A 13,699-nucleotide genomic window follows, 5' to 3' on the forward strand; every position below is an offset into this window, starting at 1 on the left:
CCCCCTCACATCCGGAACACGCCAAAGCGTGTCTCAGGGATCGGCACGTTGAGAGTCGCGGACAGGGAGAGGCCCAGAACGTCGCGGGATTTACGGGGGTCGATGATGCCGTCATCCCAGAGCCGGGCCGACGCGTAGAGCGGGTGGGACTGCTGCTCGAATTGCGCTATGGTGGGAGCCTTGAAGGCGGCTTCCTCCTCCGCACTCCAGCTCTCGCCCCGGCGCTCGATGGAGGCGCGGCGGACGGTGGCCAGCACCCCTGCCGCCTGCTCCCCCCCCATCACCGAAATGCGACTGTTGGGCCAGGTCCAGAGGAAGCGCGGCGAATAGGCGCGCCCGCACATGCCGTAATTCCCCGCGCCAAAGGACCCGCCAACCAGCAGCGTCACCTTGGGCACGGCGGAGGTAGCAACGGCGGTCACCAGTTTGGCCCCGTCCTTGGCGATGCCCCCGGCCTCGTAACTGCGCCCGACCATGAAGCCGGTGATATTCTGCAAAAATACCAAAGGGATGCCCCGCTGACTGCACAGTTCAACGAAATGCGCACCCTTGAGCGACGAGTCAGAGAACAGCACGCCGTTATTGGCGATGATCCCGCAGGGAATGCCCCAGATATGGGCAAACCCCGTGACGAGTGTGGACCCGTAGCGCGCCTTGAACTCATCAAAACGCGACCCGTCCACCAACCGGGCAATGACCTCGCGGATGTCATAGGGCGTCCGCAAATCGCCGGGCACAATGCCTGTGATCTCAGCGGGATCGTAGAGGGGTGGCTCGGGCGGCGCGAGAGCGACGGGAGACGGCTTTTGACGGTTCAGCCCGGCCACCGCCTGACGTGCGAGGGCCAGCGCATGGGCGTCATCCTCCGCCAGATAATCGGCTACGCCCGAGAGGCGGGTATGCACATCGCCGCCGCCGAGATCCTCTGCGGTGACCTCTTCGCCGGTGGCAGCCTTGACCAGCGGGGGGCCTGCCAGAAAGATCGTGCCCTGTTCCCGCACGATGATCGTCACATCGGACATGGCGGGCACATAAGCGCCGCCCGCGGTACAAGAGCCCATGACCACCGCGATCTGGGAGATGCCCTTGGCCGACATGCGGGCCTGATTGTAGAAAATCCGCCCGAAATGATCGCGATCAGGGAAGACCTCGTCCTGATTGGGCAGATTCGCCCCGCCGGAATCGACAAGGTAAATGCAGGGCAGATGATTTTCCTCCGCAATCTCCTGAGCGCGGAGATGTTTTTTCATGCTCAGGGGATAGTAGGTGCCACCCTTCACGGTGGCATCATTGCAGAGGATCATCACCTCCTGCCCCGACACCCGCCCGATCCCGGCGATCATCCCGGCGGCGGGGGCAGTTCCTTCATAGAGGCCGTGGGCGGCGAAGAGACCGATTTCGAGGAAGGGGGAACCGGGATCGAGCAGCCCGGCGACCCGGTCGCGCGGTGGCAGTTTGCCCCGCGCCACGTGGCGATCATGGGCGGCCTGCCCCCCGCCTGCCAAGGCCAGCGCCGCCGCCGCCTCAACCGGCTCCGCATGGGCGCGGTGGGCGGCTGTGTTCTGGTGAAACCCTTCGGAACGGGGGGAAATCATGCTTTGCAGGACGGCCATACGCTCTCCCTTTCGAGGCGAGCCTAGGGCAGGTCCGGCATTGCGGTCGATAAAAATCTCGCGTCACGCGCCGGGTTTATCAGCATGGTGGGAAAGTGCAGGCTTCTGTTGCCAGGTGCCTGCGAACCCCGCCTTACCTTGCTAGAGGCAAGGGCTTAAAGTTCGGTATTGGGTACTGCTTACGCAGCAACCGCAACCGGAGCACGATTGTCGTTGGCAATTATGCTTAACGGACCGATATCGGTGGTACCTCACCGGGACAAAGCAAACACCTTTAGACGTCCGTCGATCCTGTTTCGGCCCCATGTGCCCCCAACGATGGGCGTTTGGTGGAGCCGCCGGGTACCGCCCCCGGGTCCGATCCGCTTATTACGTGCGCGTTTATGTCCATAGTCCCCGAGGGAACTCTCAACATATGGGCGATCGCCGCAGCTGTTTCAAGCCAGATTGATCCAGATCGCCAGAACACCCACGATCAGTTCGACCACAAAGAACACCACCTTCTGCCGCAGCACGCCATCGAGGATCAGCGAGGTCGCGCGCCCAACTGCACCGCCGAGCCAAGCACAGCCGATCATGGCGTAGGCGACCGGAGAGCCGATCAGGATCGCACCGAGCCCCAGCCCCACGAACAATGCGCCTGAGGCGGCGCGGACCTCCGACAGGCCCATGGTCGAACCTTCATCGCGGGTATCGAGCACCTCCATCGTGTAGCGCGGCGCGAGCCAGCCCACGGCGCCGAACCCGATGGAGAGGAGGGCGAAGAGAATGTTCAAAAGGTCGGTCATGGGGGTCTCTTTCCGGAAAAACGATGTCGCTCAGGCGGATGTAGCACGACCCCGCCCCCGGAACAGAAGGCTCGACCCGCGCGGTTTGACGCGCTACCTCTGAATGACCCCAGCAGGAGACGCGCGTTATGTTCAAGGCCCTCATCGTCGAAAAGAACGAAGACGGAAAGACCCATGCCAGCGTGCAGGAGATCGGCGAGGACCGCTTGCCCGAGGGAGCGGTGACGGTCGATGTGGCTTACTCGACGGTGAATTACAAAGACGGGCTGTGCATCGGTCCGGGCGGCGGGCTGGTGCGGAATTATCCCCATGTGCCGGGGATCGACTTTGCCGGCACCGTCTCCGCCTCCGATCACGAGTGCTACCAGCCGGGCGACGCCGTCGTGCTGACGGGCTGGCGCGTGGGCGAAGTCCATTGGGGCGGATACGCGCAAAAGGCGCGGGTGAAGCCCGAATGGCTGGTGCCCCTGCCCGAGGGCCTGACCGCCCGGCAAGCCATGGCGGTGGGAACGGCTGGCCTGACTGCTATGCTGGCGGTGATGGCACTTGAAGATCACGGGCTCACCCCCGATGCGGAGCTGCCGGTGCTGGTCACCGGCGCGTCCGGCGGGGTCGGTTCGGTCGCCGTCGCGATCCTCGCCAATCTGGGCTACAAGGTCGCCGCCGTCACCGGGCGCCCCGACAATGCCGGTTACCTGCACGATCTGGGCGCGACCGAGATCGTGGACCGCGCGGAGCTGGCTGAGACCACGCGAAAGCCCCTTGAGGCCGAGCGCTGGGCGGGCTGCATCGACGCCGTGGGCAGCGCGATGCTGGCGCGGGTTCTGGGGCAGATCGCCTATGGCGGGTCTGTTGCGGCTGTGGGTCTCGCCGGTGGGGCCGACCTGCCCGCCACGGTGATCCCGTTTCTGCTGCGCGGCGTGAACCTCCTGGGCATCGACAGCGTCATGCAGCCCTATGACAATCGCCTGCGCGCGTGGCAGCGGATCGCCACGGACCTGCCCATGGAGAAGCTTGAGTCGATGATCCACCCCGCCACCCTCGACGATCTGCCCCAGCTCGGCGCAGATATCCTCAAAGGGCAGGTGCGCGGCCGGGTGGTTGTCGATCTGAACGGCTGACCAGCTTTGACTGGACAAAGAGCGCCCGACGCTTAAGGTTCGCGACGCACAATATCCGGCGCTTGTCTTCGGACGAGCGCCATCCCTGACCCGGAGGGCACGCCGTTGCTCGATCTCCCGCACATTCGCTCGACCCTGTCCGAGCATTATGACCTCGCCCCCTCGCCCGAGCTGGCTGCCGAGATGCAGTCGGTCTACGAGCGTATGGACCGGGTGGTCACCCCGCCCGACTGGGTGATGTACGCGCCCTATGTCCGGGCGATCAACGCCCTGAAAAAAGAGCGGAATGCAGTGATCCTCGGTCATAACTACATGACGCCCGAGATCTATCACGGGGTCGCGGATTTTGTCGGCGACAGCCTGCAACTGGCGATGAAGGCCGCCGAGGTCGAAGCGGATGTGATCGTGCAGGCGGGCGTCCACTTCATGGCCGAGACGTCGAAGATCCTCAGCCCCGAAAAAACCGTGCTGATGCCGGATATGGAGGCAGGCTGTTCTCTGGCCGAGAGCATCACCGCCGAGGGCATCGAGGAGATGCGGGCAAAATATCCCGGTGCGCCCGTGGTGTCCTATGTAAACACGACTGCCGAGGTCAAAGCTGCGTCGGATATCTGCTGCACGTCGTCCAACGCTCTGGCCATCGTTAATGCGATGGAGAGCGACACGGTGATCATGACGCCCGACCAGTATCTGGCGCAGAACGTAGCCAACGAAAGCCACAAGAACATCGTCTACTGGCCCGGCTCCTGCATCGTCCATGAACAATACACGGCGCAGGACCTGCGCGATTTCCGCGAGTGGAACCCCGGCACGCGCCTCATCGCGCACCCGGAATGCCCCCCCGACGTGGTGGCCGAGGCGGATTTCTCCGGCTCCACCAGCGGGATCCTGAAATATGTCACCGAGGAAAAGCCCGAAAAGGCGATGCTGATCACCGAGTGCTCCATGGCATCGAACATCGCCGACGAGCTGCCCGAGGTCGAGTTCATCGGGCCGTGCAACATGTGCCCCTACATGAAGAAAATCACGCTGGAGAAGATCCTGTGGTCGCTCCACACCATGGAAGGTCAGGTCGAGGTCGATCCGGCGGTCGCAGAAAAGGCCCGCCACGCGGTGCAGGCGATGATCGACCTGTCCCGCAAGCTGGGCATCTGAGCGCGGATGCAGATCATCGAGACGAACCGGATCGTCATTATCGGCGCGGGTCTGGGCGGGCTTTATTCCGCGCTGCGTCTGAGCCCGCGCCCGGTGCTGATGATCTCGCCCGAAACCCTCGGCGAAGGCGCGAGTTCCGCCTGGGCGCAGGGGGGCGTGGCGGCCGCGATGGACCCCGCCGACAGCCCCGAGAACCACGCCCGTGACACGGTGAAGGCCGGGGCCGGAACCGTGGTCCCGGAGGTCGCCGACTTGGTCACCCATGAGGCTCGGGAGCATATCCTCGACCTCACCACGCTGGGCACGCCCTTCGACCGGACCGAGAGCGGAGCCTATGTGCTCTCGCGCGAGGCCGCCCACAGCTTTGCCCGCGTCGTCCGGGTCAAAGGCGATCAGGCGGGCGCGCAGATCATGGCGGCTTTGGTGGAACGGGTCCGGGAAACGGACTCGACTCAGGTCTGCGAAGGCACCATGGCCGTCGCGCTGGAAACCGAGGGGGACCGCGTCACCGGGGTGCAGGTCCAGCGCTCGGACGACCAGCGTTCGGGACCGGTGCTGCTCCGCGCCCCTGCGGTCCTGCTGGCTGGCGGCGGGTCTGGCGGGCTCTACGCGCTGACCACCAACCCGCCGCGCATTCGCGGGCAGGTGATCGGCATGGCGGCGCGGGCCGGGGCCGAAATCGCCGATGCCGAATTCGTCCAGTTCCATCCGACTGCCATGGATGTGGGCGAGGACCCCGCGCCGCTGGCCACCGAAGCGCTGCGGGGCGAGGGCGCGATCCTCGTCAACCGCCATGGGGAGCGCTTTATGACCGCGATCCACCCCGATGCAGAACTGGCGCCGCGCGACGTGGTGGCCCGCGCGATCTACCAGCAGGTACAGGCGGGCAACAGTCCGATGCTCGACACACGGCCAGCGCTGGGCGACCGCATCCACACGAACTTTCCGGCGGTGAGCGGTTATTGCGCCCGCAACGGCATTGATCCGGCGCGGGAGCCAATCCCGGTCGCGCCCGCCGCTCATTATCACATGGGCGGGGTGGCCACAGATCAACAGGGTCGTGCCAGTCTCGACGGGCTCTGGGTCTGCGGGGAGGCGTCTTCGACCGGCCTGCACGGGGCCAACCGGCTGGCCTCAAACGGGCTGCTGGAGGCGCTGGTCTATGCCCGGATCTGCGCCGATGGCATCGGCGCAGCCCTGCCAGAGATCGCCTCGACTGAGCCGGTCACGATCAGCTTCCCCGAGGGCGGCACACCGCCCGACCCGGAGGCCGTCGCCACCCTGCGCCGGACCATGACCGATTGCGTCGGCGTGGTCCGCGATGCAAACGGCCTGACCGAAGCGCTCTGCACCATTGCGGCGCTGGAGGAGGCCCATGGGGACAGCCCGTCCTTCCTCAACATGTGCGCCACTGCGACGCTGATCGCCGCCGCCGCCCTGCAACGTCAGGAGAGCCGCGGCGCCCATGCGCGCTCCGACTACCCCGAGACATATGACGGCCCCGGCGAACGGTCGCGGATGCTTCTGACCGAAGCGATGGCGATTCGCGCGGCGGCCTGCAAGGAGACCTCATGAGCTTTGCCTCTGTGCCCGACCTGATCCTCGAGCCGATGATCCGGGGCGCCCTGATGGAGGATCTGGGCAGCTATGGCGACGTGACCACCCGCGCCGTGATCCCCGCCGATACGACCTTTTCCGCCCGCCTGAACGCCCGCGAAGATGCGGTGATCTCAGGTATGCAGGTGGCGCAGATCGCGTTCCATCTGGTGGATCCGTCGCTGACTGTCACCACCCTCGTGCCTGATGGCAGCGCTTGCGTTAAGGGCGACACGCTAATGACCGTCGAGGGCTCCGCCGCCTCGATCCTCTCGGCTGAACGGGTGGCGCTGAACTTTGCCGGGCGGCTCACGGGTATCGCCACGAAAACCGCCGGGTTCGTCGCCGAGGCCGCCGGGACCAGCGCCCGGATCACTTGCACGCGCAAGACGACGCCGGGCCTGCGGCTCGTGGAGAAACTCGCGGTGCTGCATGGCGGTGGCTTCAACCACCGTTATTCCCTGTCCGACGCAATCCTGATCAAGGACAACCACATCGCCGCCGCCGGTGGCGTGCGGCAGGTGCTGGAGGCCACGAAGGCCTATGCCAGCCATATGATGGCCGTCGAGATCGAAGTGGACCGGCTGGATCAGCTCGCCGAAGTGCTGGAGGTCGGTGGCGCCTCGGTGGTCCTGCTGGATAATATGGACACAGGGACCCTGCGGCAGGCGGTGGAGATGGTGGACGGCCGGATGAAGACCGAGGCCAGCGGCAACGTGACTTTCCCCCGCATCGCCGAGATCGCCGCGACCGGGGTCGATTACATCTCGTCCGGCGCACTCACCCATTCAGCGCGGACGGTGGATCTGGGGCTCGATTTCTGATTCCAGAGCACCTGGGGGTCGGATTGCGACATCTCTTTTCCATATGAAACAATAGGTTGCGCAAAATGCGGCGCTTCCCGTTTGCGTATGACAGAGAAAGACGGCTACCCTAGCCGAAAGGTGACGTCCCGAGGGATCAGTCTCGTCGGATCTCGCAGAGGTCGGTCGCAGCGTGTCCGGTTCAGTTGCGTCACCTGAGACACTGTGACCGCCAGATGACGGTTGGACGTAAATTAACATGAGCGGGAGCGTCTGAATGACAGAGCAGACAGACCAGACAGAGGATCTGGGAATACCAGAGCCTGAGGGCGCAACAGCATTAATTGAGACCGATTACGAAATCGGTCAGGACAATATCGAGACAAGTATCGGCCCGGTGGCCGTGGACATCCACAACCCGGTCTTCATGGTGTCGGGCTTCGCTATCGTGGCCTTCGTCTTCTACACCCTCGCCCTGCCGGAGCAGGCCGAGGCTGTGTTCAAGGCGATGTTCAACTTTACGACCCAGAATTTCGATTGGTTTTTTCTGAGCGCGAATAACCTTGTGGTGATCTTTGCGCTGCTGCTGATCGTCTCGCCCTATGGCAAGATCCGGCTGGGTGGCACGGATGCCCGGCCTGATTACAGCTATGCAGGCTGGTTCGCGATGCTCTTTGCCGCAGGCATGGGAATTGGCCTCATGTTCTACGGCGTTTCCGAGCCTATGAGCCACTTCTCCAGTTCCATGGGCGGAATTTCTGTCGGCGAAGACGGTGTGCGCACCGACTGGGCGCCGCTTGGGGCAGCAGAGGGCGATCAGGAGGCCGCGATCAAGCTCGGCATGGCCGCGACGATCTATCACTGGGGTCTGCACCCCTGGGCGGTCTACGCGACCGTGGCGCTGGCGCTGGCTTTGTTCAGCTTTAACAAAGGCCTGCCGCTGACGATCCGCTCCGCCTTCTATCCGATCCTTGGGGAGCGGGTCTGGGGCTTCTGGGGCAACGTGATCGACATCATCGCGGTGTTTGCCACGCTGTTTGGCCTTGCCACCTCGCTCGGATTCGGCGCGACACAGGCCAATGGCGGCCTGACGGAACTGTTTGGCCTGCCCAAAGGCACCGGCATGGAGGTGCTGCTGATCACCGTCATCACGTTGGTTGCGCTGATTTCGGTGATCCGGGGTCTCGATGGCGGGGTGAAAATCCTGTCGGAGATCAACATGGGCCTTGCCGGGGCGCTGGCGCTGTTCGTGCTGATCACCGGCCCAACCCTGTTCCTGTTCGGCTTCTTCGGCGACAGCCTCGTGGCCTATGGTAGGGAACTCCTGCCCCTCTCAATGCCCTTTGGCCGCGAAGACGTGAACTTTACCCAAGGCTGGACGTCCTTCTACTGGGCATGGTGGATTTCCTGGTCACCGTTCGTCGGCATGTTCATTGCCCGCGTCAGCCGGGGCCGCACCGTGCGCGAGTTCATCATCTGCGTGCTTCTGATCCCCTCCATGGTCTGCGTTATCTGGATGTCGATTTTCGGCGGCACCGCGATCCATCAGGTGGTGGCCGACGGCTACACCGCTGCGCAAGAGGCATCTCTGGAGTTGCAGCTGTTCAAGATGCTCGATCCGCTGCCGCTGGCCGGAATCACATCGCTGATCGGGATCATTCTGGTGATCGTGTTCTTCGTCACCTCGTCGGACTCAGGCTCGCTGGTCATCGACACGATCACCGCAGGCGGCAAGGTCGATGCGCCGGTACCTCAGCGTGTATTCTGGTGCCTGTTCGAGGGCGCGGTGGCCATCGCGCTGCTGATTGGGGGCGGGCTCGGCTCGCTGCAATCCATGGTGATCTCCACCGGGCTGTTGTTCACCTGCGTCCTCCTCGTGATGTGCTATGCCATCTTCAAAGGGCTGCAGGACGAGAGGCGGAACGCGACCCGCTGATCCAACCCCGAGGGGCGGCCCCGCGCTGCCCCTCGGGAAATTTCGTCGCATGGGCTGTTCGGAGGGGCGCTCTTGCCCTAGCTAGCGGCTCATGTCTGACACATTTCCGATCATCGTCTGGATCCGCCGCGATCTGCGGCTGACCGACCACCCCGCTCTGACGGCTGCTCTAGAATCCGGTCGTCCGATCCTCCCCGTTTTCATCCTCGACGAGCTGGTCGAGACCTATGGCGCAGCGCCGAAATGGCGGTTCGGCCTCGGGGTCGGGCACTACGCCGAACGGCTCGAAGCTCTCGGCTCCCGCCTCATCCTGCGCCGGGGCAAGGCGGCGGAGGTGCTGCGGACGCTGGCCGAGGAGACGGGCTCTGACACGGTCTACTGGACCCGCGCCTATGATCCCGACGCCATCGCCCGGGACAAATCCGTCAAGGCCGCGCTGACCGACGCGGGCCTGACCGCCGAGAGCCATGCGGGGCATGTACTCTTTGAGCCGTGGACGGTGGAGACGAAGCAGGGCGGTTATTATAAGGTCTACACCCCCTATTGGCGGTCGGTGAAAGATCGCGATGTGCCCGCGCCCGAGACCGCGCCGTCATCCCTCCCCGCGCCTGAGAGCTGGCCCGAGAGCGAGCGGCTCGACGACTGGGGCATGGGCAACGCCATGAACCGCGGCGCGGAGATTGTCGCGGAGTACCTCACGCTGGGCGAAGAGGCGGCGCAGACCCGGCTTGGCGTGTTCATGCGCGACCGCATCGCTGACTACGACACCGACCGCGACTACCCGGCCACCCCCGGCACCAGCGGTCTCAGCGAGAACCTTGCCTGGGGTGAGATCTCGATCCGTTCCTGCTGGCATGCGGGAATCCGGGCGCTGCACGAAGGCAAACCGGGCGCCGAGACGTGGCTCAAGGAACTGGTCTGGCGCGATTTCGCCTACCACCTCGCCTATCATACGCCCCGGCTGGTTTCAGGGAACTGGCGCGAGGACTGGGACAGCTTTCCGTGGAACGAGGACGGCACCACCCATGAGGTCACGCGCTGGAAACAGGGCCGGACCGGCATCCGCTTTGTCGATGCTGCCATGCGCGAGCTGTACGTGACGGGCCGGATGCACAACCGCGCCCGGATGATTGTTGCCAGCTACCTGACAAAGAACCTCATGAGTCACTGGAAGATCGGTCTCGACTGGTTCGCCGACACGCTGGTGGACTGGGACCCGGCGGCAAATGCACTGGGCTGGCAATGGGCGAGCGGCTCTGGCCCCGATGCCACGCCCTATTTCCGAGTGTTCAACCCCGAAACCCAGCTGGAGAAGTTCGACAAGCACGGTCGCTACGTGACCCGCCACATCGCCGAGCTGAGCCAGCGCCCGCCTGAAACTGCCACGCAGTTCTACGACGCAATTCCAAGGAGCTGGGGCTTGTCGACCTCGGATAGCTACCCTTCGACGCCCATTGTCAGCGCCAAGGACGGGCGGGACCGGGCGCTCCACGCCTACGAGAACCGGGACTTTTGAGAAGCCGGCATCCGGCTCGCCGCTGCGAAGGTGAACACCATCTGTCGGCGCTTCCGGTGGCGGCAGATCGGGCCAACGTGCACATTCTGACGGCGCCATGATTTCCTGCCAGCGTGGCAGTGGTTGTGAGTGCGACCGGCCCCGCTGCGGTATGAGGCTAAAAGTACCAGCTCGGAGCGTTTTGACAGAAGCAAAAAGCGCCGAGATCGGATGTGCGAATAGCTCGATTTTGCCCAGCTGGTCGTCACCGGAGGCCAGCTTACCCAGCACGGGTATTTACCCCAGACCGATGCGGAATTTACTGCGAGAGATCTGATATTTCCAGGGACTTCCGCAGACCCGCAAAGCCGAAACTAACGGTCGTTGCAGGGTTCAACAGAAAACCCGGTCCGCATAATTTGCGGACCGGGCCTCGGTCTCAGGTCATCAGGACCTTCGGGGGCAATCAGCTGTTGAAGGATGCCGTGCAAGCCGCGCCAGCGTTGATCGCATCATTGGTGCCGGTCAGGTCGATGAGCACGCCTTCTTCACCATCGGTCTCAAAAGCGGTCAGCGTCTGACCAGCTTTGATGTCTTCGACCAGCTGAGCGTTGCTGACGCGGAAGTAGCCGCCCTGATAGTCGCCAGACAGACCATGATCCCGGTCGATGGCATCGGCGGAATAGGTGTTGCCGTTCACGGTCATCACGATCGGTTCACCGTCCACGAGGTCGATGTCAGACTGGGTGAAGATGCCCATATAGCCGAGCTTGTCCATGTCGGTCATACCCACCTGGATGACGTCGCCGTTCGAACCGACCTTTTCCGCCAGGCACGTGTCGCGGGACTCGTTGGCGTAGATCGTCCAGCTACCAGCCTTGGCATATTCAACAAAGCTGTCGCCGGCGCGGGACAGAGTTTCAGTCGCGGAGGCAGCACCGGCCACTGCAACCAGAGCGATAGCGGAGAGGGCGATCTTGGAGGAAAACTTCGACATTTTCTTAATCCTTTCGGATATCTGTTACATTTGAACAGTGAACGACGAAGAGCCTTCGAGGTTCCTCGAAAATGACGAAGTTTCGAATTATTTTTTGCTAGGCAGATCGGGGCGTGTAAACGAGCGGAGCGCCTTCTCTCGTTATTATACGGGTCTGAGAGGATCCGACGATCACCATAGTCCGCATGTCTGCCATGTCTGGCCGCGCCTCGGTGAGAGGCACAACGCGGATTTCTTCCTCTGGCGTGGTGACCGCCCGGGCAAAGATCACCGGGCGGCTATCACCGCAGGCGTCCCTGAGAATCTCCAATGTACGAACAAACCCTTCAGGGCGAGACTTCGACCTTGGGTTGTAAAAGGCCATAGCAAAATCCGCCTCGACTGCGAGGCGCAAACGTTTCTCGATCAGCGCCCACGGCTTGAGGTTATCGCTGAGATTGATGGCACAGAAATCATGGCCCAGCGGCGCCCCGATCAGGGCGCTGGCCGCCAGCATGGCCGTGATCCCGGGCAGCACCTCCAGATCCAGCGCGCGCCAGTCTTCCGGTCCCTCCTCCAACGCCTCAAAGATCGCGGCCGCCATGGCAAAGACGCCAGGGTCGCCGGACGAGACCACCGCAACCCGTCGCCCCGCCGCAGCCATCTCAAGCGCGTGCCGGGCGCGCTCTATCTCGACCCGGTTGTCGCTGGCGTGCTTTACCAGACCGGGCCGATTCTCCAACCGCGCAACATAAGGGATATAGCCTACCGCATCGGTTGCCGCATCCAGCGCGGCCTGCGCCTCCGGGGTGATCAGCGCCTCATTTCCGGGGCCAAGCCCGATGACCTTCAGCCAGCCGCTCACGGGCGCCGCCCCTGTCCGTGGATCATCACGATGGTGAAATAGGGCACCCGGCGCCCCTCGGCCTCGCTGAGCTTCATCACCTGCTGTTCCTCCATCGCGGCGCACTCCACCAGCCACGCCCGGTCGAACTTGCCCGCGCGGCGCAGAGACCGGCAGAGCTTATCGAAATTGCGCCCGATCTTCATCACCACCAGCGCGTCAGTCTCGGCGATCCGGCGGGTCAGCTCGTCCTCGGGCAAGGTCGCCATGACCACCGAGAGCACGTCATCCCCCCAGGTGATCGGCTCGCCGGTCGCCGTCCAGGCCGCCGACATGCCGGTGATCCCGGGCACGACCTCGACCGGCACATCATCCCGCAGGCGAGTGTAGAGATGCATAAAGGAGCCGTAGAAGAACGGGTCCCCCTCGCAAGGCACGACGATGGTCTGGCCGCCCTGAATGCGAAACCGCAAATCAGCGCAGGCCGCATCGTAGAACTCCGCGAGGATCGCATTATAGGCCGGATCGGTCACAGGAATTTCGGTGGTCACCGGGTATTCGAGCGCGATTTCCTCGGCCCCCGGCGCGATGAGCGCGTCGATCAGTTTCCGTGCCCGGCCCCGGCGACCTGCCTTGCGGAAATAGGCCAAATGCCTAGCGCCCCGGATCAGCCGGTCCGCGCGGACACTCATCAGCTCCGGATCACCCGGACCCAGGCCAACGCCAATGAGACGACCGGTCATTCCTTGCGGCTCGCGATGGCGTTTATCGCAGCGACGGTGATGGCAGAGCCGCCCAGCCGCCCCTCGACGATGATCGAGGGCACAGGCTGGTCGGCCCAGAGCGCGTCCTTCGACTCGCGTGCGCCCACAAAGCCAACCGGGCAGCCGATGATTGCCGCCGGGCGTGGGCAGTCGGGGTCCTCGAGCATGTTCAGGAGGTGAAACAGCGCGGTGGGCGCATTGCCGATCGCGACCAGCGCGCCCTTCAGATGGGGCCTCCACAGCTCCAGCGCCGCCGCGGAGCGCGTGTTGCCCATCTCGCGCGCCATCTCCGGCACGCGGGGATCGTGCAGGGTGCAGATCACCTCGTTCTCCGCAGGCAGGCGGAACCGGGTGACACCTTCGCTGACCATCCGCGCATCGCACAGGATCGGGGCGCCACTCTCCAGCGCCATGCGCGCCGCCGCGACCGCGCCGGGGGTCAGTTTCACATGCTCCTCCAGCCCCACCATCCCGGCCGCGTGGATCATCCGCACGACCACCTGTTCTTCATCGACATCGAACCGGCCGAGATCGGCCTCGGCGCGGATGGTGGCAAAGGACTGGCGATAGATCGCCGCGCCGTCTTTTTCGTAATCGTAGGGCATCAG

12 protein-coding genes and 1 other RNA gene are annotated in these 13,699 nt (G+C 64.0%); 6 read left to right on the forward strand and 7 right to left on the reverse strand.

Annotation, left to right across the window (positions count from 1 at the left end):
- Positions 1-5: 5 nt before the first annotated feature.
- The 3 genes from FEV53_RS04400 to FEV53_RS04410 form a co-directional block, all read right to left on the reverse strand.
- Positions 6-1,613, reverse strand: a complete 1,608-nt coding sequence (locus FEV53_RS04400; RefSeq protein WP_142833605.1) for a carboxyl transferase domain-containing protein — start codon at positions 1,611-1,613, stop codon at positions 6-8.
- 94 nt (positions 1,614-1,707) lie between these two features.
- Positions 1,708-2,058: a transfer-messenger RNA gene (ssrA, locus tag FEV53_RS04405) on the reverse strand.
- Positions 2,051-2,401 carry a DUF4345 family protein gene (locus tag FEV53_RS04410; RefSeq protein WP_185962101.1) on the reverse strand — a complete coding sequence of 117 codons (351 nt, stop codon included), beginning with the start codon at positions 2,399-2,401 and terminating at the stop codon, positions 2,051-2,053. The genes ssrA and FEV53_RS04410 overlap by 8 nt, the downstream gene beginning before the upstream one ends.
- 128 nt (positions 2,402-2,529) lie before the next feature.
- Between FEV53_RS04410 and acuI the strand changes: the two genes are divergently transcribed.
- The 6 genes from acuI to FEV53_RS04440 all read left to right on the forward strand — a co-directional run bounded on the left by acuI (position 2,530) and on the right by FEV53_RS04440 (position 10,528).
- Positions 2,530-3,522, forward strand: coding sequence for an acrylyl-CoA reductase (NADPH) (gene acuI, locus FEV53_RS04415; RefSeq protein ID WP_142833606.1), 993 nt, complete (start codon positions 2,530-2,532; stop codon positions 3,520-3,522).
- Positions 3,523-3,627: 105 nt separating this feature from the next.
- Positions 3,628-4,677, forward strand: coding sequence for a quinolinate synthase NadA (nadA, locus tag FEV53_RS04420; RefSeq protein WP_142833607.1), 1,050 nt, complete (start codon positions 3,628-3,630; stop codon positions 4,675-4,677).
- 6 nt (positions 4,678-4,683) lie between these two features.
- Positions 4,684-6,252 carry an L-aspartate oxidase gene (locus FEV53_RS04425; protein WP_142833608.1) on the forward strand — a complete coding sequence of 523 codons (1,569 nt, stop codon included), beginning with the start codon at positions 4,684-4,686 and terminating at the stop codon, positions 6,250-6,252.
- Positions 6,249-7,097, forward strand: a complete 849-nt coding sequence (gene nadC / locus FEV53_RS04430; RefSeq protein ID WP_142833609.1) for a carboxylating nicotinate-nucleotide diphosphorylase — start codon at positions 6,249-6,251, stop codon at positions 7,095-7,097. The genes FEV53_RS04425 and nadC overlap by 4 nt, the downstream gene beginning before the upstream one ends.
- Positions 7,098-7,353: 256 nt before the next feature.
- Entirely contained in the window at positions 7,354-9,012 is a 1,659-nt protein-coding gene (locus tag FEV53_RS04435; protein WP_142833610.1) for a BCCT family transporter, read from the forward strand.
- A 91-nt stretch (positions 9,013-9,103) separates the two neighbouring features.
- Complete coding sequence (locus FEV53_RS04440) at positions 9,104-10,528, forward strand: cryptochrome/photolyase family protein (RefSeq protein WP_142833611.1); 1,425 nt, start codon at positions 9,104-9,106, stop codon at positions 10,526-10,528.
- Positions 10,529-10,973: 445 nt separating this feature from the next.
- Here the strand turns inward: FEV53_RS04440 and FEV53_RS04445 are convergent, their stop codons facing one another.
- The 4 genes from FEV53_RS04445 to FEV53_RS04460 all read right to left on the reverse strand — a co-directional run bounded on the left by FEV53_RS04445 (position 10,974) and on the right by FEV53_RS04460 (position 13,696).
- Complete coding sequence (locus FEV53_RS04445; protein ID WP_142833612.1) at positions 10,974-11,504, reverse strand: hypothetical protein; 531 nt, start codon at positions 11,502-11,504, stop codon at positions 10,974-10,976.
- A gap of 97 nt (positions 11,505-11,601) precedes the next feature.
- Complete coding sequence (gene cobJ, locus FEV53_RS04450; protein ID WP_142833613.1) at positions 11,602-12,348, reverse strand: precorrin-3B C(17)-methyltransferase; 747 nt, start codon at positions 12,346-12,348, stop codon at positions 11,602-11,604.
- Positions 12,345-13,070 carry a precorrin-2 C(20)-methyltransferase gene (locus FEV53_RS04455; RefSeq protein WP_142833614.1) on the reverse strand — a complete coding sequence of 242 codons (726 nt, stop codon included), beginning with the start codon at positions 13,068-13,070 and terminating at the stop codon, positions 12,345-12,347. Before FEV53_RS04455 ends, cobJ begins: the two co-directional genes overlap by 4 nt.
- Positions 13,067-13,696 (reverse strand): precorrin-8X methylmutase, encoded by a 630-nt coding sequence (locus tag FEV53_RS04460; protein WP_142833615.1) that lies wholly within the window; start codon positions 13,694-13,696, stop codon positions 13,067-13,069. Before FEV53_RS04460 ends, FEV53_RS04455 begins: the two co-directional genes overlap by 4 nt.
- Positions 13,697-13,699: the final 3 nt, after the last annotated feature.

The sequence above is a fragment of the Palleronia caenipelagi genome (genome assembly GCF_007004065.1).
Taxonomy (GTDB): domain Bacteria; phylum Pseudomonadota; class Alphaproteobacteria; order Rhodobacterales; family Rhodobacteraceae; genus Palleronia; species Palleronia caenipelagi.

Excerpts from the sequence above, each read along its gene's own strand:
- FEV53_RS04400 (WP_142833605.1), bottom strand. The coding sequence starts at position 1,613 with ATGGCCGTCCTGCAAAGCATGATTTCCCCCCGTTCCGAAGGGTTTCAC.
- FEV53_RS04410 (WP_185962101.1), bottom strand. The coding sequence starts at position 2,401 with ATGACCGACCTTTTGAACATTCTCTTCGCCCTCCTCTCCATCGGGTTC.
- acuI (WP_142833606.1), top strand. The coding sequence starts at position 2,530 with ATGTTCAAGGCCCTCATCGTCGAAAAGAACGAAGACGGAAAGACCCAT.
- FEV53_RS04425 (WP_142833608.1), top strand. The coding sequence starts at position 4,684 with ATGCAGATCATCGAGACGAACCGGATCGTCATTATCGGCGCGGGTCTG.
- nadC (WP_142833609.1), top strand. The coding sequence starts at position 6,249 with ATGAGCTTTGCCTCTGTGCCCGACCTGATCCTCGAGCCGATGATCCGG.
- FEV53_RS04435 (WP_142833610.1), top strand. The coding sequence starts at position 7,354 with ATGACAGAGCAGACAGACCAGACAGAGGATCTGGGAATACCAGAGCCT.
- FEV53_RS04440 (WP_142833611.1), top strand. The coding sequence starts at position 9,104 with ATGTCTGACACATTTCCGATCATCGTCTGGATCCGCCGCGATCTGCGG.
- FEV53_RS04445 (WP_142833612.1), bottom strand. The coding sequence starts at position 11,504 with ATGTCGAAGTTTTCCTCCAAGATCGCCCTCTCCGCTATCGCTCTGGTT.
- FEV53_RS04455 (WP_142833614.1), bottom strand. The coding sequence starts at position 13,070 with ATGACCGGTCGTCTCATTGGCGTTGGCCTGGGTCCGGGTGATCCGGAG.
- FEV53_RS04460 (WP_142833615.1), bottom strand. The coding sequence starts at position 13,696 with ATGCCCTACGATTACGAAAAAGACGGCGCGGCGATCTATCGCCAGTCC.